Source organism: Pseudundibacterium arcticum (assembly GCF_042646465.1).
GTDB lineage: Bacteria > Pseudomonadota > Gammaproteobacteria > Burkholderiales > Burkholderiaceae_D > Undibacterium_A > Undibacterium_A arcticum.
In genome coordinates, this window is record NZ_JBHRTP010000105.1 from 51,434 (window position 1) to 71,640 (window position 20,207).

Annotated in this window: 17 protein-coding genes and 1 pseudogene; 9 read left to right on the top strand and 9 right to left on the bottom strand. The window is 59.9% G+C overall.

Going from position 1 to position 20,207, the window contains the following annotated elements; translation table 11 throughout:
* Nucleotide 1: 1 nt before the first annotated feature.
* Nucleotides 2-870, top strand: a pseudogene (gene gluQRS / locus ACFOFO_RS25400) (tRNA glutamyl-Q(34) synthetase GluQRS).
* Here the strand turns inward: gluQRS and ACFOFO_RS25405 are convergent.
* Both ACFOFO_RS25405 and ACFOFO_RS25410 read right to left on the bottom strand, forming a co-directional pair.
* Complete coding sequence (locus ACFOFO_RS25405) at nucleotides 867-2,423, bottom strand: DEAD/DEAH box helicase (RefSeq protein ID WP_390322650.1); 1,557 nt, start codon at nucleotides 2,421-2,423, stop codon at nucleotides 867-869. The pseudogene gluQRS and the gene ACFOFO_RS25405 sit on opposite strands and share 4 nt — an antisense overlap.
* A 331-nt stretch (nucleotides 2,424-2,754) precedes the next feature.
* Entirely contained in the window at nucleotides 2,755-3,216 is a 462-nt protein-coding gene (locus ACFOFO_RS25410) for a CreA family protein (RefSeq protein WP_390322649.1), read from the bottom strand.
* A gap of 414 nt (nucleotides 3,217-3,630) precedes the next feature.
* On the opposite strand from ACFOFO_RS25410, the gene ACFOFO_RS25415 reads away from it, so the two are divergent.
* From ACFOFO_RS25415 to ACFOFO_RS25445, 7 genes are all read left to right on the top strand, one after another.
* The gene (locus ACFOFO_RS25415; protein WP_390322648.1) at nucleotides 3,631-5,067 is read left to right on the top strand and encodes an alpha/beta fold hydrolase; all 1,437 of its coding nucleotides are present in this window, start codon (nucleotides 3,631-3,633) and stop codon (nucleotides 5,065-5,067) included.
* Between the two features lie 60 nt (nucleotides 5,068-5,127).
* A complete protein-coding gene (locus tag ACFOFO_RS25420) occupies nucleotides 5,128-5,862 on the top strand; it encodes an ABC transporter ATP-binding protein (protein WP_390322647.1) in 735 nt (244 codons plus the stop codon).
* Nucleotides 5,859-7,043: an ABC transporter permease gene (locus ACFOFO_RS25425; protein ID WP_390322646.1), complete on the top strand. Its 1,185-nt coding sequence runs from the start codon at nucleotides 5,859-5,861 to the stop codon at nucleotides 7,041-7,043. The genes ACFOFO_RS25420 and ACFOFO_RS25425 overlap by 4 nt, the downstream gene beginning before the upstream one ends.
* Nucleotides 7,044-7,227: 184 nt before the next feature.
* Nucleotides 7,228-7,566 carry an ArsR/SmtB family transcription factor gene (locus ACFOFO_RS25430; RefSeq protein WP_390322645.1) on the top strand — a complete coding sequence of 113 codons (339 nt, stop codon included), beginning with the start codon at nucleotides 7,228-7,230 and terminating at the stop codon, nucleotides 7,564-7,566.
* On the top strand, nucleotides 7,566-8,066 hold the full coding sequence (locus ACFOFO_RS25435) for an ArsI/CadI family heavy metal resistance metalloenzyme (protein WP_390322644.1): 501 nt from the start codon (nucleotides 7,566-7,568) through the stop codon (nucleotides 8,064-8,066). The genes ACFOFO_RS25430 and ACFOFO_RS25435 overlap by 1 nt, the downstream gene beginning before the upstream one ends.
* A 15-nt stretch (nucleotides 8,067-8,081) precedes the next feature.
* Entirely contained in the window at nucleotides 8,082-8,582 is a 501-nt protein-coding gene (locus ACFOFO_RS25440; RefSeq protein ID WP_390322643.1) for an arsenate reductase ArsC, read from the top strand.
* Nucleotides 8,579-9,292 carry an aquaporin gene (locus tag ACFOFO_RS25445; protein ID WP_390322642.1) on the top strand — a complete coding sequence of 238 codons (714 nt, stop codon included), beginning with the start codon at nucleotides 8,579-8,581 and terminating at the stop codon, nucleotides 9,290-9,292. The genes ACFOFO_RS25440 and ACFOFO_RS25445 overlap by 4 nt, the downstream gene beginning before the upstream one ends.
* Nucleotides 9,293-9,370: 78 nt before the next feature.
* On the opposite strand, the gene ACFOFO_RS25450 is transcribed toward ACFOFO_RS25445, so the two are convergent.
* Nucleotides 9,371-9,601 carry a hypothetical protein gene (locus ACFOFO_RS25450; protein ID WP_390322641.1) on the bottom strand — a complete coding sequence of 77 codons (231 nt, stop codon included), beginning with the start codon at nucleotides 9,599-9,601 and terminating at the stop codon, nucleotides 9,371-9,373.
* A gap of 609 nt (nucleotides 9,602-10,210) precedes the next feature.
* On the opposite strand from ACFOFO_RS25450, the gene ACFOFO_RS25455 reads away from it, so the two are divergent.
* A complete protein-coding gene (locus ACFOFO_RS25455; RefSeq protein WP_390322640.1) occupies nucleotides 10,211-11,137 on the top strand; it encodes a hypothetical protein in 927 nt (308 codons plus the stop codon).
* Between the two features lie 181 nt (nucleotides 11,138-11,318).
* Here the strand turns inward: ACFOFO_RS25455 and ACFOFO_RS25460 are convergent, their stop codons facing one another.
* The 6 genes from ACFOFO_RS25460 to glcF all read right to left on the bottom strand — a co-directional run.
* Nucleotides 11,319-12,563 carry an NAD(P)-binding domain-containing protein gene (locus tag ACFOFO_RS25460; RefSeq protein WP_390333397.1) on the bottom strand — a complete coding sequence of 415 codons (1,245 nt, stop codon included), beginning with the start codon at nucleotides 12,561-12,563 and terminating at the stop codon, nucleotides 11,319-11,321.
* 668 nt (nucleotides 12,564-13,231) lie between these two features.
* Nucleotides 13,232-15,658: a DUF6600 domain-containing protein gene (locus ACFOFO_RS25465; RefSeq protein ID WP_390333399.1), complete on the bottom strand. Its 2,427-nt coding sequence runs from the start codon at nucleotides 15,656-15,658 to the stop codon at nucleotides 13,232-13,234.
* A 98-nt stretch (nucleotides 15,659-15,756) separates the two neighbouring features.
* The gene (locus ACFOFO_RS25470; protein WP_390322636.1) at nucleotides 15,757-16,302 is read right to left on the bottom strand and encodes an outer membrane lipoprotein; all 546 of its coding nucleotides are present in this window, start codon (nucleotides 16,300-16,302) and stop codon (nucleotides 15,757-15,759) included.
* 69 nt (nucleotides 16,303-16,371) lie between these two features.
* Complete coding sequence (locus tag ACFOFO_RS25475; protein WP_390322635.1) at nucleotides 16,372-16,704, bottom strand: hypothetical protein; 333 nt, start codon at nucleotides 16,702-16,704, stop codon at nucleotides 16,372-16,374.
* Nucleotides 16,705-17,139: 435 nt separating this feature from the next.
* Nucleotides 17,140-18,837, bottom strand: a complete 1,698-nt coding sequence (locus ACFOFO_RS25480; protein WP_390333400.1) for an L-lactate permease — start codon at nucleotides 18,835-18,837, stop codon at nucleotides 17,140-17,142.
* A 239-nt stretch (nucleotides 18,838-19,076) separates the two neighbouring features.
* On the bottom strand, nucleotides 19,077-20,207 hold a 1,131-nt coding region (glcF, locus tag ACFOFO_RS25485; protein ID WP_390333402.1), incomplete at its 5' end, for a glycolate oxidase subunit GlcF.

Sequence of the window (20,207 nt, forward strand, 5' to 3'; positions counted from 1 at the left end):
CATGAAAGATTACATCGGACGTTTTGCCCCCTCCCCACCGGCCCCTTGCACCGGGGTTCGCTGGTGACCGCCATGGCGAGCTATCTCGACGCCAGGGCGCACCGCGGCCGCTGGCTGCTGCGGATCGAGGACATCGACCAAGCGCGCACCGTGCCCGGCGCGGCAGCAGCGATCATGCAGACGCTGCGGGCGCTGGATATGCGATGGGATGGCGCAGTGGTGTGGCAGAGCCGGCGTCAGGAACTGTATCGCGCCGCCCTGACGCGCCTCGGTCACGCCGTTTATGCCTGCGGTTGCAGCCGGCGCGAAATCGCCGACTCGCAGCTGAGCATAGCGTTCGACGGCGCCGCAGTCTATCCGGGCACTTGCCGCCATGGTCTGGCGGCCGGCAAGGTGGCGCGCGCTTTCCGTCTGCGGGTGCCCGATGAGGGTGACGACTGCATCAGCTGGACGGACCGGTGGTACGGGCCGCCGAGCCAGCACCTGGCCATGGAGTCGGGCGATTTCGTATTGAAGCGGGCCGACGGCTTCTGGGCTTACCAATTGGCGTTCGTGGTCGATGACGCGGAGCAAGCGATTACGCACGTCGTGCGTGGCGCCGACCTGCTCGCTTCAACGGCGCGCCAGATCCATCTGCAGCGCCTGCTGGGCGTACCGACGCCGCGCTATCTGCACATGCCGGTAATGGTCAATGAGGCGGGAGAAAAACTGTCAAAGCAGACCGGCGCGGCGGCCCTGAACCTGGCGCACGGTCTGGCGGAATTGCAATCGGCGGCGCGATTTCTCGGCCTGACGATCGACGCTGTGGAATCGATTGCGCAATTCTGGCCGCTGGCGATTGCGGCCTGGAGCAAGCGGTTCGGGGACTAGCCGCCGCGCTTTGGACTGCCGCCCAGCAATGCGGCGACTTGATTCTTTTGCGGCTTGTCCGCCGTTGCAGCACCGGGTAGTGCGGCATTGCCTTGGTCGCGGTTGCTGGCGGGTACCGCGGCAACCGATGGTTCGTACGGTTTCAGGAACCACGGATCGACTTTGTCCTGGCGCGGCACGAAGCCGGTTCGGTAGGAACTACGCTCGGCCGAACCGCGCTGCTGATAGGATGATGACGAAGGAGACGAGGATGACGAGGGGGACGGAGACAAGCGCGAGTCACCGTCGTCACGGCGCGGGCGCGCGCTGCTTCGGTCGTTGCGTTCACCGCCGCGCTCGCTGCCGACACGGCGGCTGCCACGGCTGGGGGCGACAAAGCCCGGTATGTCCAGTTTCGCGATATTGTGCTTGATCAGCTTTTCGATATCGATCAGCAGACGCTCATCCTTGTCGGAATACAGCGAAATCGCATCGCCCGACGCGCCGGCGCGACCGGTACGACCGATCCGGTGCACATAGTCTTCGGCGTTATATGGCAGATCGAAATTGATCACGCACGGCAGCTCGGTAATATCGAGGCCACGCGCGGCGACGTCGGTCGCCACCAGCACTTCGATCGTGCCCTGCTTGAACGCTTCCAGCGCCGCCATCCGTTCCTGCTGCGACCTGTCGCCATGGATCGCGGTGGCTTTGACGCCTTCCCGCTCCAAATGGCTCGACAGCCGCGACGCACCGATCTTGGTGTTGGAAAACACCAGCACCTGCTTCAGGCCACGCTCGCGGATGATGTGCGACACCGCGTCGCGCTTGGCTTCTTCTTCGACCTTGTACACGATCTGCGTCACGTTATCGGCGGTCGCATTGCTGCGCGCGACTTCGATCGTGACCGGGTTTTGCAGGAAAGTCGATGCCAGCTTCTTGATCTCGGGCGAGAACGTGGCCGAGAACATCAGGTTCTGCCGCTGTTTCGGCAACAGGTTGATGATGCGCTGCAGGTCCGGCAAAAAGCCCATGTCGAGCATGCGGTCCGCTTCGTCCATCACCAGAATCTCGGTCTGCGCCAGGCTGACGGTCTTTTGCTGCACATGGTCCAGCAAGCGGCCCGGGGTCGCGATCACGATCTCGACCCCGGCGCGCAAGGCCACCGTTTGCGGCGCCATGTCCATGCCGCCGAACACGACCAGCGAACGCAGCGGCGTGTGCTGCGAATATGCCTTCACGTTTTCCGCGACCTGCACCGCCAATTCACGCGTCGGGACCAGGATCAGCGCCCTCACCGGATGGCGCGCCGGCGACGCGCTGTTGCTGGCTTTGGCCAGCAGCAACTGAATGATCGGCAGCGCAAAGCCGGCGGTCTTGCCGGTCCCGGTCTGCGCCGCACCCATCACATCGCGACCCTGCAATACGATAGGAATCGCCTCGGCCTGGATCGGCGTTGGATGGATGTAACCCTGATCGGCAAGCGCGCGCAAAATATCGGGCGCAAGCCCGAAATCTTCAAAACGGACGGCTGGCGGAATGGATAGCGTCGTGACTGGCTGTGTTTCCGGCATATATAAGTAATGGCACTGGTGAGTGTTGAGGCGCGGCCGTCGTTTCCGGCCGCCTCAAGATCACGCGTTGGCGTGGTTTGTGGTGTTTTTGACTGTTATTTGGAGCAAATTCGGAACACTTCGGTTCCAGCGGCATTATACAGTTTAAATCTGGCCGCTCCCCGGCACCGATAAATCGGGGCCGCAGACCATCCAGGGGCTGCTTTTATTGCAATCAATGAATGGCACCAAATTCCGTTGCTGCTCTGGTGCTGGCCCAACGGCAGCGCAATCCCGCCAGCGCCCACAGGCGCGCGGTGTTTGCTGCTGCAGGTATTCAAGCCCCGCCGAGTTACGGCGCACGCCACGGCATCACCGGCACCGTCGAGATGCTGTTGGCCGGCGCACCGTCAATCAGCTTGCGGCTGATCGCGACATAGACCAACGTCTTGTGGGTCTCGTCCCACAGCCGCACCACGCGGGTTTCCTTGAACAGCAAGGACGTGTCTTCGCTGAATACAGTCTCTTCCTTGGCCAGCTTGGCCGGCAAGGTGATCGGTCCGGTCTGGCGACAGGCCAGTGAAAATTGCGACGGATCCTTGGCCAAACCCAGCGAGCCCGCGACGCCGCCGGTCCTGGCCTGACTGACGTGGCACGTCACACCCGGCACCTTGGCATCGTCAAAGGCGTCGACGCAGACTTTGTGGTTGGCGCCGATCAGTTTCCACGCGGTGGTGACGCAGCCGACGGTATCGGCCAGCGCAACGGAAGACAGCAGCAGGCCGGCAATGAGCAGCGGAATTTTTTTATGCATGGCGCGCTTTCTGGACGTATTGTGGGATTGGACGATACCGCGGCTGGATGCTCATCTTAACTGAACGACGTCGGATCATTCCAAACGCCGCGCCCCTTGTGATCAGTGCACATTATTTCAGAACACGCCGCTGCAATCTACAGATAATCACGCTGGAAATCACGCAGGACCAACGGCGCGCATGCGGTCGGCAGAATTCCTGGCGGACCGCGATCGCGGTTCGCTCCCCTCACCAGCCAATTCTATAATTATTGGCAGTATCTTAATACTTCGCAAGTATTACATGCGCCATTAGGTCGGCATCACGGGAGTATAAAATTCCCCACAACAACTGCCGGCCAACCAGTACCATGCAATCAGGAAATATTACCTGTCGTGTATTTGTTTTTTTCTGCAACATTGGGAGTCGTCACCGTGAAGCATTCGTTCGCTCTGCTCGTGAAATTGCTGGCGCTGTCCGCACTGTCGGCCGGTGCGTTTGCCGCACCCGCCAGCCAACAGGGCAGCAGCTGTCACCTGCCAGGCTACGATCAGCCGCTGCGCTGCGTCACGGTGCCGGTGCCGGTCGATTACCAGCATCCGGACGGCGCCAAGATGGGCCTGCATGTGACGCTGGCGCCGGCACTGAAGGAGTTGGCCAGGAGCGATCCGGTATTCGTGCTGGCGGGCGGACCGGGTCAGGCCGGCAGCGATATTTTGCAGGTACTCGACATCGCGTTTGGCAAGGCGCGCGCGACGCGCGACATCGTGCTGATCGACCAGCGCGGCACCGGGCGCTCCGGCAAGCTGTCGTGCGACAGCGAGCGCACGGCCACCGAATTGCCGGAGCACGAGCAGGGAAAAGTGGTGGCAGACTGCATGCGCAGCCTGCACAAACCGTTCGCAGCCTACAACACCGAAAATTCGGCGCGCGACCTGGAGCAGATCCGCGTTGCGCTCGGCTATCCGGTCGTCAATGTGTGGGGCGCGTCGTACGGCACGCGACTTGGCCAAGCGTACGCCAGACTGTTTCCTGCCAGCGTACGCTCGATGATACTGGACGGTGTGGCCGCGCCGGAGCAGATCATATTTGCCTGGGGCAAGGACGCGCAGGCCTCGCTCGATGCGGTGTTCAAGCGCTGCCATGAAGATGCTGCGTGCGCTGCAGCTTATCCGGCGCTGCCGAGCCAGTTCGCCAGCTTGCTGAAACGCGTGAATGGCGGCGCGGTAACACTCGACTTCGCCCATCCGCGCAGCGCGCGGCCGATGCACATGAAGCTGGAGCCAGTCAATTTCGTGCAGACCGTGCGCGCCGCGTTGTATTCCGCGACCAGCAGCAGCCGCCTGCCGTTCCTGATCGATGCCGCAGAAAAAGGCAACTGGCGGCCGTTCCTGGCGCAGATGTATAGCAGCAGTGATTTTGCGGTCGGCGGCATGGCGACCGGCCTGATGCTGGCGGTGACCTGCGCCGAAGATCTGTCGCGCCTGACGCCGCAGATCGTGGCAGAGGAAGAGCGCAGCTCGTTTCTGGCTGGCGCGGAAGTCAAGATGATCCCCGGCTGGTGCCAGTACGTGAAGGTACCGGCGATTACCTATCGGGAGCCGAGCGAGTTGCACATGCCGGTACTGCTGCTGTCCGGCGCACTCGATCCGGTAACGCCGCCGTATCGCGCCGACAGCGCCCGCAAACACATGCCGCACGGGCAGGCGTTCGTGGTCGCGAATGCCGGCCACGGCGTATCGCAGCTCGGTTGCGCGCCGCGGCTGCTGCGTGAATTTCTCGATCAGCCGCAACAAGCATTGCAGGCGCAATGCCTGGCCGATATTTCGCGGCCGTCATTCCAGCTCGGCGCAGCCGGCCCGCATCCGTGATGCCGCCAGCCTGGCGCCAACCTGAAGCCAACATAACGCCAACCAACCAGAGAGTTAGCGATGATACAAGTCGATGAAGTACGGAAGCGATTCGGCCAGGTACAGGCCTTGGCCGGCGTCAATTTCACGCTGGCCGATGGCCACACCACCGCGTTGCTGGGCCCGAACGGGGCCGGCAAGACCACGCTGCTGCGGCTGCTGGTCGGCCTGCTGCAGCGCGACCATGGCGCCATCGCGATCGACGGTGTCGACCCGGCGCGCGAGCCGCTCAAGGCGCGCCGCAGCATCGGCTTCCTGACCGATCAGGTCGGCCTGTACGAACGTCTGAGCACGCGCGAGCATCTGGCATATTTCGGGCAATTGCATGGCATGGATACGGCCGCCATCAAGCGTCGCACCGACGACGTGGTCGGCATGCTCGCGATGGACGACATCATCGATCGCCGCGCCAAGGAATTCTCGCAAGGCCAGCGGCTGAAGGTGGCGCTGGCGCGCGCACTGCTGCACCAGCCGCGCCATCTGCTGCTGGATGAACCGACCCGCGGGCTGGACGTGATGAGCACGCGCGCGCTGCGCCGCGCACTCGACACGCTGCGCCACGACGGCTGCTGCATCTTGCTGGCAACCCACGTGATGCAGGAAGTGACGCATCTATGCGATGACGTCATCGTGATCGCCAAGGGCAAGACGGTGGCGCAGGGCTCGCCGCAGCAACTGTGCGAACGGACCGGCATCGCCAATCTGGAAGATGCATTTGTCAGCCTGGTGGGTACCGAAGAGGGAATCGCCCTATGAGAACCGCATTTTTTGTCGTCCTGCACAAGGAATTGAAGGAAGCCATGCGCGACCGCCGCGCGCTGGTGCTGCTATTGCTGTTCGTCGTGATGTACCCGGCGATATTGTGGTCGGTCCTGCACAACCTGATCGACAAGGCGGGCAAGACGGAGCGCGAGAGCGTCGAGCTGGTCGTGATCGGCGGCGCGCAAGTGCCGACCCTGGTGACGCGGCTGACGCAAAGGAACGTCACCGTCAACCAGCGCGGCGATATGTCCGACAGCGCCATCACCGATTTGCTGAAGGAGCGCACGCAGGTCGCCGTGGTCAAGGTATCGGACCAGTTCAGCGACAACTACAAGGAGATGCGGCCGGCGAAAATCGAACTGTGGTACGACTCGGCAGCCGAGCAGCAAAACAAGCTGAGACGCATCGAAGCCATCCTGCGCGGCTATAACGAGAGCATCGCCGGGGCCCGTCTGCTGGCGCATGGCGTATCGCCGGCCACGCTGGCGCCGATCCAGATCGAACAGTTCGACACCGCGACCAGCAGCTCGCGCTCGGCCGGTTTCGCCGGCGCCCTGCTCGGCATGTTCTTTGCGACCGCGTTCTTTTTCTGCATGAATACGGCGATGGATTCCACCGCCGGAGAACGCGAGCGACGCTCGCTGGAATTGCTGATGGCGCAACCGGTACACCCGTTCGATTTGCTGGCCGGCAAATGGATGGCCGCGGCGCTGGTTTCGGTGCTGGGGCTGACCCTGGAGCTGCTGGTCGCCCATTTCATCCTGAAGTGGATGCCGCTGGAAGAACTCGGCATGTCATGGCGTCTGAGCCTGCCCAGCATGCTGATGGTGATCGCGGTATCGATACCGCTCTGTCTGTTTGCCGCCGCGTTTGAAATCGCGCTGGCGATGAATGCAAAATCGTTCAAGGAAGCGCAGACCATGATGAGCTTTGCGATCCTGCTGCCGATGCTGCCGGTGCTCGTGGTGCCGATGCTGGATCTGAATACCGCGACCTGGATGTATGCAGTGCCGGTATTGGCGAACAAGACCCTGCTGCTGGAAGTCGCCAAGGGCCAGGCCATCGGCCTGGTGCCATTCGTGCTGACCGCCGGCGTGCCGCTGCTGGGCACGGCCGTGGCCATCTGTTTCGCGACTTGGCGCATCAAGAGCGAGCGTTACGTGCTGGGCGTTTGAGCGGGCCTGATCGGGCTTGACCCGGTCGATCGCGACCCGGTCGATCGCGACCCGGTCGATCGCGTTTAATCGTTCAAGCGGATCGGCGGTGCGTGAACATCGAACATCATGCGCAGCTGGTCCGATATTGTTCACCAGTCCAAAAATCCTTTGCTAATTTCCATAATTCGACTATTATCGAATTATGGAAACAAAGAACGCTCTCACCGCCTTGGCGGCGCTGGCCCAGGAATCGCGGCTCGCGGTATTCCGGCTGCTGGTGCAAGTCGGTCCCGACGGCCTGGCCGCCAGCAAAATTGCCGAACTGCTCGATATCGCGCCGTCGTCGCTGTCGTTCCATCTGAAAGAGCTCGCGTATGCGGGGATGGTCAACGCGACGCCAGCGGGCCGCTCGATCATCTATGCGGCCAATTTTGCGACGATGAATGCGTTGCTGGGCTTCCTGACTGAAAACTGCTGTGGCGGCGCCCGTTGCGACACCGCCTGCGCCCCTGCCTGCAAGCCAACCAAAGGAGAGAACTGATGAAGCGTCTGCACCTGCATGTGTCGGTCGACGATCTGGCCGCCAGCATTCGTTTTTATTCCGGCATGTTTGCCGCCGCACCGACCGTTCAGAAAACGGACTACGCCAAATGGATGCTGGACGATCCGCGCGTGAATTTCGCGATTTCCCGGCGTGGCGCCGATGTCGGCCTGAACCACCTTGGCATCCAGGTCGAATCCGAGACCGAGTTGAAGCAAATGCAATCCCGGCTCGAATCGCTGCAGCCGGGTGTCGAGAAGGAAGCGGACGTGGCCTGCTGCTACGCAAGATCGGACAAGTATTGGGTCACCGATCCGTCCGGCATCGCGTGGGAAACCTTCCACACGCTGGCCGACATCCCGGTATTTGGCGCTGCCGACAGCGGCGACACCGAGAAGGCAGCATGCTGTATGCCGTCGGCCGCGACCGCCATCAAGGCAGAAAACTCCTGCTGCACGCCCAGCGCCGGCGCCAACCCGAAACCTTCCAGCTGCTGCTGATCACGAAAGCGTCAGATGTCCGAAAAAGTTATCAATGTACTGTTCCTGTGCACCGGCAATTCGGCCCGCAGCATCATGGCGGAAGCCCTGCTAACCAGCATGGGCCAAGGCCGCTTCCAGGGCTACAGTGCCGGCAGCCAGCCCACCGGCAGGGTCAATCCGTTCGCGGTCGAAAAAACCAGCGCGCTGAACTATCCTGCCGACCGACTGCGCAGCAAAACCTGGGACGAATTCGCGTTGCCCGATGCACCGCAGATGGATTTCATCATCACGGTGTGCGACAACGCCGCCGGCGAAGCCTGTCCGGTATGGCCCGGGCATCCGGTGGCGGCGCACTGGGGTTTTGAAGATCCGGCAGCGGCGTCCGGCAGCGACGAACAAAAGCGCGCCGCCTTCGACAAGGTTTTCAGGCAGATTCAGGGCCGGATCGCCCGCTTCGTCGGCCTGCCAATCGATCAACTGGATCAGCAAGCGATCAAACAACAACTGCAACAGATAGGCGACGCTCCGCTATGACAATCGCACGTCGTTTGGTGGCCGAAGGTCTGGGAACCGCGCTGTTGCTGGCGGTAGTGATCGGCTCCGGCATCATGGGCGAACGCCTGGCCGGCGGCAATGTCGCAATCGCCCTGCTGGCCAACGCGATCGCGACCGGCGCCGGTCTGGTGGCGCTGATTCTGATGTTCGGCACGATTTCCGGCGCACATTTCAATCCGGTCGTGACGCTATCCGAAGGCTGGCAAGGCAATCTGCCACGATCGGAGGTCGCGCCGTACATTGCCGTGCAAGTGGTCGGTGCCTTTGCCGGCGTCGCGGCGGCGCACCTGATGTTTGGCGAACCGCTGTTCTCGGCATCGGCACATGTACGCACTGGCGCCGCACAATGGTGGAGCGAATTTGTCGCGACGTTTGGATTGATGGCAGTCATCATCGGCTGCTCGCGCAGCCGTCCGGCACTGACGCCGTTCGCCGTGGCGGCCTACATCACCGCCGCCTACTGGTTCACCGCATCGACCTCATTTGCCAATCCGGCGGTCACGCTGGCACGCGCCGCCAGCAATACCTTCGCCGGTATCCGGCCGGCCGACGCACCGGGTTTCATTGCTGCGCAGATGCTGGGCGGTGCGGCGGCGACGCTGGTGTTTTGCTGGTTGTATCCGGCGCCGCCGCGATCCGCGACAGTGGGCGGGACGGTGGCACCCGGTGATTTTTCCCGCTCGGCATGATGCGGCTGTGGCGCTGCTTGGGACCCGGACAGTGTGGAAAAAAATAACCGGGCCTAAGCAAACGACAGGACCCGCAGCTCAGGTTACGCGACCCGAGGCCTGCTGGAAAACATAGGACACCTTCGCCCAAAGATTAGAAAAAGGATTACCAGGTTTTGCGGTGATGGTGACCGCTGGTACCTGCTTGCAGGAAGAATTTTCGTCCATGTTAACCAGGCAGTTAATGAATTTCTCGGCCAGACTTTGATCGGAAAACTCATAAATTTTGGTATCGGTCTCAACTATCTTTCCTTTAACAAAGACGCACATATAGCCTCCCTTTATTTTTGTTAATGTTTTAACCTATTAACTAATGATTGTGGGAAATAATGATTATTTATTTGATAATAATCAAATAATCACGCAGGCACTCGTAGACTGTTGATGCGATTGTCCATTCAACGGTCCCGTGTCCAAGGCCCGGAGATACTACCGTCTGCGCACTTGCCAGAGGATCACCACGGCCGATAAAACGACGTGACGCGATGCAAGTTGCACCTCCCATAACCCCAATGTAAGCAATGTAACTTGCGCTAAAAGGAAAACGGCCCTCATCGCTGAGAGCCGCTTCAGTACCAGGTCTTCTGGTGCGCCTCCCGTAAGTCGAACACGGCCGCAGTCCACCCGCGATTGAACCAAATAGACCATTGAGCACGGCGCTTGGATGGCGATATAGTTTATTTTTGAGCCGCGCGGTGTATATGCATTTGATTGAGGAGGATGCTTGACCGCGCGCAAAATGCAATCCATTCACCTGCGTCAATGTATCGTTACTAAGACGCCAACACAGTGCCGATAAAAAATGTTGGAAGTTGGTTTTTGTCACAGCATTTGCGTCCGGACTGACTACCGCATCCGACATCCGAGCCAGGGAAAAATATGAAATTCTCGCTGAAATCCGGCCGCTTCTTTCGCGATCAGTGGGTGCAGGTGCGCAGCTACGCTGAAATCGCCGCCACGCTCGACGCCGATGGTAAGTTTGAGGGCGTGCCGTTTTCAGCGGAAATGGCGCGGTATTGCGGCACCCGGGCGCGCGTATTCAGGCGTGCCGACAAGACCTGTGTTGCGGGACATGGGATGCGCCGGATGAAAGCGACGGTGTTTCTGCAAGACTTGCGCTGCGACGGCGAGTTCCATGACGGCTGTCAACGCAATTGTCTGTTGTTCTGGAAGGAAGCCTGGCTGAAGCCGGCCGACCACGATGCGGAACCGCCGTCGATCGATCCGGCGACTGTGCATGAGGTGCGCCGCGCCGCGGAGCGATTGCCGACACGGCGTGGCGATCGCTACATCTGTCAATCGACCGAGTTGTACGATGCCACACAGAATTTGTCGCGCTGGAATATTGCGCCTTGGCTCAGGGACATTGCGCACGGCGAGTTGACGATCGGTGCTTTCCTGGAGATTGTCACCCGCACCTTGACCCATCGCGTGTTTGGATGGCGCGATCCTGGTGCCTTGGTCGGAGCCGAAGGGAAGAAGCGCAAGGGCGATCTCAACCTTGAGTCCGGCAGCTGGATCAATGTCAAGGAATCGAAGGGGATCGAGGCAGAGCTCGATCCGAATGGCCACAACTGCGGACTGTCGTTCACGCCGAGCATGGCGCAACACATTGGCGGACGTTATCAGGTCGAATTTCCGATCAAGAAAATCATCATCGAGCAAAGCGGCAAGATGGTCAACCTGACCAATACGGTCGCATTGAAGGGTGTCAATTGCGCGGGCACGTGCACCAAGAATTGCCCGCGCAATGAAATTCTGTTTTGGCGCGAGAGTTGGCTGCGGCGTGTCGATGCGGGCAAGTAGCAGCGATCCGGATGGTTCTGTTTAAGCTAAAGTTTAAGCTAACTGAAGTCCCCGTAAGTACGACAGGCTCCTAGACCCAGCAACAGGTATTTATGCAAACCCCCGGTCCCATGCGCGACCGGAGTTATTTTGCATCATTCAGTTTGAGTGGACTTCCGATACCCCAAAAAACCCGTCAGGCTCACTCCGTTCCTGGCATCGAGTTGGCTTGATGCGGGACGGCAAACGATGCTCGCCTGGAGGGGTGCGTCAAATGCTTCAATATCCGTTGAGAGGTGAAATCGGCGCCCGCCACAAAACGCATGGTCGGTCCGAAACTGGTGGCCGATATCGCTCCGACAAAATAGAGGCCCGCCACGGAAGATTCGAAGTGCGAAGACAGGCGCGGCGTTTGTCCGATCAACTGCAGTCGTTCGACAATCTCGGGGCTTAAAAAGGACAGGCGGCGCACATCGGGGTTATATCCGGTCGCCGCGATCACATGTTCGGTTGATACCTGCCGATGATTGCCGTCAAGGTCGGCCAGCAGCAGCTCCACGCGGCCCTTGATCGCCTGGGCTCGCAGCAACTGGAAGCCCAGCAGCTGGGGAACCGCCGAGAATCGTTCCACCATGAACCATCCGCCGGCGGGCCCAAGAAATTTTTTCGCCGTGCGAATGCGGAAATGGTCGAACAGATACCGGTACAGCCAAGGAGCGTCCGTCCACAGCAACCCTTTCCAGCCGGGACCGACGCCCGACATCGGCGCGCGGATATGCTGCAGCAATGAACGTGCCGGCATATCCATGGGAAGAAAGCTGATCGTTGGCTTGCGCGCAATCACTTGGACATTGGCCTGGCCCTCGTGCAGCAATGCGGCAACATCGATTGCGGACGAACCGCCGCCGATGACCACCACGTCCCGCCCCCGGAATTGCTCCAGATCGTGATGGTCGGCGCTATGCGTGAGCAGCTCCCGCGGCAGGTGCGCGAGCGGCTCAGGAATATGCCGGTAAGAATCGAGACCCGTGGCGAGTACCACCTTGCGCGTGGTAAACGACATCCCGTCCGCCATCGACAGATCGAATCCCGCCGAGCATCGCTTGAGCGCGACGAGATGCGTGTCTTCTACCTCCGGCACGAGATGCTTCTGGAAAGCGATGCCATACGACGAGAAGGTCTCTGCCGACACCGGCAGGCCCACTTCCTGGTAGGGAAGCCCCTGGTCCTTGCAAAATCGGCGGAGGGTAAAGGTGCTGCCAGGATCATACAGCGTCGAGCTGAATGGTTCCGATTTCAACAGCATGCCTTTGGGCATCTTGCGCAACCAACTTTGCATGGGGCTGCCGATGATGCGGAAATTTGCGCCCCGCTCGCGCAAGTGGGCGGCGATCGACAATCCGTAGGGACCGGCGCCGACGATGGTGATGTCCGTTGCAACAGTCATGGCTTATCCTTTCCTGGCGGCTGCGCCCGTCCTTGCATGACGAAAGGATGACGCACCCGGAATTTAATCAAAAACTAGCATGGAATCGGCACGCTTCTTGGTGTCTGTATTCGAACGCCGAAAAATCAATTTATTGCAAAAACGTCATACGACCAGCTCTTGCTATAACCGTGCGCTAACGCGCCATGGACCGAGTGGCGATGGCTGCAACGGATCGAATAGATGGAACAGTTCGATCGACCATGCCTCGGGCTATGCATGCTTGTCCCGTCAAGGTAGAAATGAATCGTTGCAGATCAGTGTGGTCTATTTGAAAACTTTTGTTATTGACAATACTCAAGCGATTTGAGGATCGGCGCCGAACACGCGCCGTCTGGCTAACGGTTGACGGTGCACGGCAGGTAGGAAGGCCGAAGGGCTTCTGCCGAAAAAGAGCCCCGGCAATGTGCTCAGGTAAGTCTTGCGCTGTCGTGGCCATGGATCGCGTTGAACAGTTAGGTGCTCCAGCAGGAGGCGCGTGCGATGCTGTAGGGTTGACGGTGCGCGAACGTGAAGTGTTCGCGTGGCGCGCACGCGGCGCGAACGCCGCGCACGGCGGAGCAATGCGCGGCAAACCTGAAACAACAAAACGGCGGCACGTCGCTGCGCAGCCGTCGTGCGAGCTCAGCTCAGCGATTTTCTTCTTGCTTCTGTTTGTCCTTCTCTTTGTCCTTCTCAGGCGGACGGCGCCGCTCGGACGGCTTGCCCTGTTCACGCAGTGGAGGCGGCGGAGGCACCCCCTGCGGAGTTGGGGCTTGCTGCACTTCCGGATGCGGCGGCTGGGGTGGGGGGGGCGCGGGTCGCGCACGTTCCTCTACCCGCAGCGGCGGCACCGGATGTTGCGGCTGCGGTGGCCTCACTTCCTCACGGGGACGTGGCAGAGGTGGCTGCACGTTCTGTGGCGCTTGTGGCGTAATCGATGGTCCCGGACGAACGCGCTCTTCCGCTTGGGGCGGACGCGGCACTTCGATTGGTCGCCCGGGTTGCGGCGGGACCGGCGCTGCACCCGGTTTCACACGCTCCTCGGCTTGCGGCGCGCGTGGTACTTCGGGCGCCGTCATTGCCGGCGGTTGTGCCGGTTGCCCCATCGTCTGCGTACGCTCCTCGGTCCGCGGCGGACGCGGTGCTTCGATTGGTCGCCCGGGTTGCGGCGGGACCGGCGTTGCACTGGGTTTCACACGCTCCTCTGCTTGCGGCGCACGGGGTACTTCGGGCGCCTTCATTGCCGGCGGCTGGCCCGGCACCACAGCCGGGCGAGCGCGTTCTTCCGCTTGCGGGCGACGGGGGTCGGGCGGATGCGGCGCGTTGGCAGGCGTCCCCGCGGCACTCTTGGGCGCAACGACTTCAGGCGGCCGAGATGGCACTCCGGCCGGCGCTTGGCCTGGCGTTGGTCCAGTCTGAGGCATGGCGCGACTTTCCGGCGGACGTCCCGCGTTGGATTGCACGGCAGGCTGCGGATTCCCTGCATGCGGCGGCTGGATCATTCGCACCGGCGCTTGCGTACCAGCGATCGACGGCGCTTTGCCACTCGGCGCGGCACCGGGCGCGGGCGCCGCACCAGAGGCGCTTGTTGCCGGCGCAGGCGGAAGCGGAAGCGGCGTGACTTGAAATGGTTTGTCTGGTTGCTTCGCAATTTCCGCTTGACGCGCCGCGAACGGAGCTGGACGCAGGGGTGGCGTATTGATTGCGACGACCGGACGACTCGTCACCGTTGCCGGTGGTCGCACGGTGGCTGGTCCCGCGATCAGGCTCTGCTGGACCGGTGCGATCGGTGCACCGCCGTGGATGACCGGGGCACGCGCCAGTTCTTGCACGGCCGGCGTTTTCAGCATCGACGGTGCAATCATTCTGGATTGCCTGAACACCGCGCCGGGAACCGCTGTGATGGCGGAAGGAACATTGCGGTTCGCATAATTGATGTTGGTAACGTTGGTCACATTGGTGATGCTCGTGATGTTGGTGACGTTGGTCACATTCGCCACGTTGACTTGACGCACGTAAGTTGGCGACGCCGAGTACCACGGCACGTATGCTTCGCGGTAACCCAACGGGAACCAGCCCACTACCGGTCCGCTGGCTATTGAAATCGAGGCGCTGACGCCCGATCCGCCGACGAACGCTACCAGCGCGGGAGCATAGACCGGACGCGCCCTTATATTCCCCGGACACCAGCCCCAGCGGCCCTGTATGTAGGCCCAACGTCCGTAGTGGAACGGCGCGAAGCCCCACGGCGCGTTATCAACCCAGGTCCAGCCCCAAGGCTCCACCCACATCCAGCGTCCGTCGCGGTAAGGCGCCCAATCCACGGCGACGCGCGACGGATACCACACCGTGCCATACGTGGAAACCGTGGTCCACGAACCGTAAGTGTCGAGGTCTTCGTAGCCGGTCATATCGTTCGGAACATAGTGCAACGAACGAACCCGATCCTGGCGTTGATCACGCGCCAGCCAAAAGCGATCGAAGCTGTCCAAGGGCGGCAGCCGCGTCAGCTCGTAGTCGGGGGAGTCGCTGAAGAGCGTGGCCTGCTGGTTGTCGTGGAGCAGGAAGTTCGCGTTCGGCCCGCTCACGTTGACGTCGCCGGAACGCACACTGACTGTGGTCTGCTGTCCATTGGGATCGACGTCAATGCGGTAGTTGCCCGGTCGCTGTACGAGCACGGCGGCGCTGGGCGTATCGATTTCGAACAAGCCATCGCGCGCGAGGTGCCGCACCCGAACATTGAGTGTGCCCTGCACTATCCGCAACTGCGTCGTGCGGCCGTCTAGATTCAACACATCGACGTTGGTGCGCGCGCCCAAGCGTATCGCCGTGGAACCGATATGGACTTCGGCCCGTCCGCCTTGGTCCGACCATAGATGATCGCCCGTGGTAACCGGTCGGTTAGTCAGCGCCAGCGACCATTCATTATCGAGCCCAGCCGGCGCGAACGAGACCGGTCCGGATATATACGACAATCGCCCGACGCGCCCGGGCGGATCGGCCAGCACCGCTGTGCCGAACAGCGCAGCCGCCATGAATAGCAGACATGTGAGTGTGAACCGTTTCGCTTTCATGGCTGGTTCCTTTCGAAGGATCCGATGCGCAGGCGACGCCAGGCACTACTCAGGCGATGATTGTGCGGACAGAATGATATCGAGTGATGACTATTCATCTAATAACGATAGACCCGCTCACCCTCGATGCGAACACGATTTCCAACACGCAAGTCCGACATGCTGTCCTGCGTAACGGTTTGATAAGTACCGTCGTCCAATAATATGCCTATCTGATACCTGTTTCGTACCTGGACGTTGTTGCGTTGCTCCATTTCATTCCCGACCAATACGCCACCGATGGCACCAGCCGCTGTTGCCACGGCCCGTCCTCTGCCGCCACCAACCTGGTTGCCGATCAGCCCGCCGACTACTCCGCCAAGCACGGCGCCTGCACCAATGCCATTTCCATTACTGGCACGATCGCTGGTTTGCACCGTCTGGACGGAATCGACGACACCGTAGCGGGAGTAAGTTTGCGGCGATGAGGCGTATGGCTGTGAGTACGGCTGTGAATACGGCTGTGAATTTGGCTGTACATATGGCTGCGCAGGGGCAGGATAATTCTGTGCAGCCGCCGGCGCATAGTAATTGGGGCTCGCACATCCACCGAGGATAGTGGTGGCGGCAACAATTGTGGCGACCATTGCAAACTGTTTTTTCATATCGTTTTCCATTCGTTGGTTGTGACTATTCGCCGGCTGTTCTCAACACTGTATTTCCGGCCTCAAATTTCATTGATCATCATCGTCGTCATGATGCCGGTGGTGTTCACGACGTTCGCGCCACTGTTGTTTCCGCCATTCTCGTTCACGCCAATAACGCTCGCGAAATTCATTAGGTTGGTAATACTCGACCACCGGTGCCCGCTCGACATAAACCGGTTGAGGTTGCGCATACACCACTTGTGGAGGCATATAGACTTCTTGTGGCTGGTAGTAACCCGGCAAGCCAACGTTCACCGACCAATCGACGCGATCGCGTGCCATTGCAGACGGTGCGGTACCTAACGCAACTGCGGCGCTCGCGATTAAACCAACGGTCGCGACAGTGAGATATTTTTTCATGATGGCTCTCGTGGAGGAATGTTTGTATATAACGCCTCACTTGCTCGTGCGACTGCCACATAGCTGTAACGATTGCAACAATGTGTATCAATGCTGATGAGCAATATCTGTCGATCAATCGAGGAACTGCAGGTTGATCGAGATGAGTAGCTGGCGTATTGCCGTGCATTGTTCAATCAATTCTGCGCGCGTGCGATGTAGCACCTTGATGACTTGCGCAGCAATAAAAAATGGCTACAAGCAGAAGCCTGTAACCATTTTATTTTCCTTCAAAATTCTGGTGAGCCGCCCGTGAGTCGAGCACGGCACAACGGATTATGAGTCAAACCCAAGCACGGGCGAGATTACTCCTGATCATGATTTCACAATAGCTCTTCAAACTGGCGATTATTGCCGACCACTCAAGATTCCATCGCGCCCCAATCGACCGCTTCCTTAATACACTAACGCCGTGAATGGGTAAACGTAAGCCTGCAAGAATACAAAGATCCCTACCAATACCGCCAACGCCAGGCTATGGAAGAACACAAAGCGCAGGATTTCACTCTCATGGCCGTACCAGCGCGTTGCGGTACTGGCGACGACGATGCTCTGCGCATCCACCATCTTGCCCATCACGCCGCCAGAACTGTTGGCCGCCGCCATCAGTACCGGACTCAAGCCCAACTGCTCCGCGGTAGTCTTTTGCAGACCACCGAACAGTACATTGGCTGCGGTGTCGGAACCGGTCAGTGCCACCCCGAGCCAGCCAAGCAGCGTGCCGAAAATAGGGTACATCATTCCGGTATGAGCGAACATCAGTCCCAGTGTCGCATCCGTGCCGGAATAACGCGTAAGGTAGCCCAGCGCCAGCATCAACACGATGGTGAGCAGCGAGTAGCGCACCAGCCAGATGGTGCGGCCGTAGATGCGTATCAGGTCGCGCAGCGAATATTTCATCATCAAGCCGCCAATCACGGCAGCCAGTAAAATCCCTGTTCCCGTGGCAGACAACCAATTGAGTGTGAAAATTGCCGCTTCCTTGCGGGGGCTGGCAACGACCGGAGCCACTTTCTCAACCAGGTTGTGTAGACCAGCGAAAGGAATCTTGAAGATAGAAATGCCATCCACCCAGTTTTTGAAGCCGGGAATCCCCCAGATGAATACGAAAGTAGTCAGGATCACCCATGGCATCCAGGCCATGATCACTGCGTGCCGGTCGTGTTTCTTGAACATGGCAGCAGCAGCGTCGGCTTCGTGGCCGTGCGGCTTTTCACTGTCCAGGTCCGGCGTGCCGGAATCGGTCTCGTGCCCCTTGAGCGAGGTGGAGGTCCAGATTTTTTTCGGTTTCCAGACTTTCAGGAACCATACCAGGCTCACCATTGAAACAATCGCGGCAGCCACGTCAACTAGCCACGGCCCGTGAAAATTTGATACCAGGTACTGAGGAATGGCAAAACTCAATCCGGCGACCAAGATCGCGGGCCAAATCTGGATCATGCCGCGAAATCCTGCGAAGGCCCAGATCAGCCAGAACGGCACCAAAAGCGAGAACAGTGGCAACTGGCGGCCGATCATGCCGGAAAGTTGCATCAGGTCGATGCCGGTCACGGCTGCGAGCGCAATGACCGGGGTGCCCAGCGCACCGTAGGCGACCGGTGCCGTATTGGCGATCAGGCACAAGCCCGAAGCCGCCAGTGGGGAAAATCCAAGGCCGATCATGATCGCGGCCGTGATAGCGACCGGCGTGCCAAATCCAGCAGCACCCTCGAAGAACGCACCAAAGCAGAAGGCAATTAGCAATAGCTGAATGCGGCGGTCACCGGTGATCCCGGTGAGACTGTCCTGCAGTACAGAAAACGAGCCGTTCTCAATGGTGAGTTGATGCAGGAAAATGATGTTGAGCACGGTCCAGCCGATCGGCAACAGACCGAAAGCAGCACCGAAACCGGCGGCGTTCCAAGCCAGGCTGGCCGGCATGCCGAAGCCAAAGATGGTGACCAGCAATGCGCTTCCCAAGCCTAATGCGGCCGCATAGTGGGCCTTCATGTGTCCAAACGCGATGCATCCCAACATCACCACCACCGGGATCGCTGCCATCAATGCAGACCACCAAATGTTCCCAAGCGGATCGTAGACCTGACTCCAAACCATAATAATGTCTCCTTTTATTTTAATGATGCGCAAGCTGTCGAGCCTGCGCCGTTACAGTGAGTACTTTGGATCGCCGAGAGCCGCCGGGTCGGGCACTCGAATTCGTCGGAGGTGACGCCTGCGCGACCGCAAGTTCGACGGACTGTCAAATATGGGTAGGTGGACAGTCCGGGCAATCGCATCAAGCCCTTGATTTCGGAGGTCGAGAAGCTAGTTGAGGACCCCGCTAAACAATCGGACTACACCTGTTCGGGCGGCTGTTGCAGCGCCTGATCCAGTAACTCAATCCAGTGCTGCACCGGCGTCGCCGTGCCCGATTGCAAATGCGTCAGGCATCCGATATTCGCCGACACGATCATGTCCGGCTGCGTCGCCTGCAAATTACGCAATTTGTTGTCACGTAATTGATACGACAGTTCCGGCTGCAGCACTGAATAAGTCCCCGCCGAACCACAACACAAATGGCTGTCGGCGCACAGCTGCACGTCGACACCGGCGCTACGTAACAAGCCCTCGACCTTGCCGCGTATCTGCTGACCGTGCTGCAAAGTACAGGGCGGATGATAGGCGACGCGCTTGCTGATTTTTCCACCTAGCTTGGCGAGCAATTGGGTCTCGAACGCAGGCAGGATTTCGCTCAGATCGCGCGTCAGCGCGGATATTTTCCTGGCTTTTTCGGCGTAGGCGGCATCGCCGGCCAATAAGTGACCGTATTCTTTGACGGTGACACCGCAACCGGATGCGGTCATCACAATCGCCTCGATTTCCTGCCCATTGCTAGCGTCGACGTACGGCCACCATGCATCGATATTGCGACGCATATCATCCAGGCCGCCATCCTGATCATTCAGGTGATACCGGATCGCGCCGCAACAGCCGGCCTTCGCTGCAATCAACACCTCAACCTCCAGCGCATCCAATACCCGTGCGGCAGCGCTGTTGATATTTGGCGCCATCGCCGGCTGTACGCAGCCATCGAGCAGCAGCATCTTGCGCGCATGCCGGCGCTGCGGCCAGCGGCCGGCGGCTTGCTTTTCCGGAACTTTATTTTTCAGTTTTTGCGGCAACCAGGAGCGCAACATCTGACCGGTTTTTAACGCTGGCGTAAACAGCCATTGGCGCGGCAATAATTGCTTCAATGCGTTGCGGGTGACGCGCTGTTCCAAGGATCTTGGCACCTGATCGTCAACCACCTTGCGGCCGATATCCAGCAGCCGTCCATATTCGACGCCGGACGGGCAGGTCGATTCGCAATTCCGGCAAGTCAGGCAGCGATCCAGATGCAGTTGCGTCTTGGCAGTGGCTTGCTGTCCCTCTAGTGTAGTGTTGCATTCTGTTTGCCGCTTAACCGGCTGTTTGCGCGAATCACT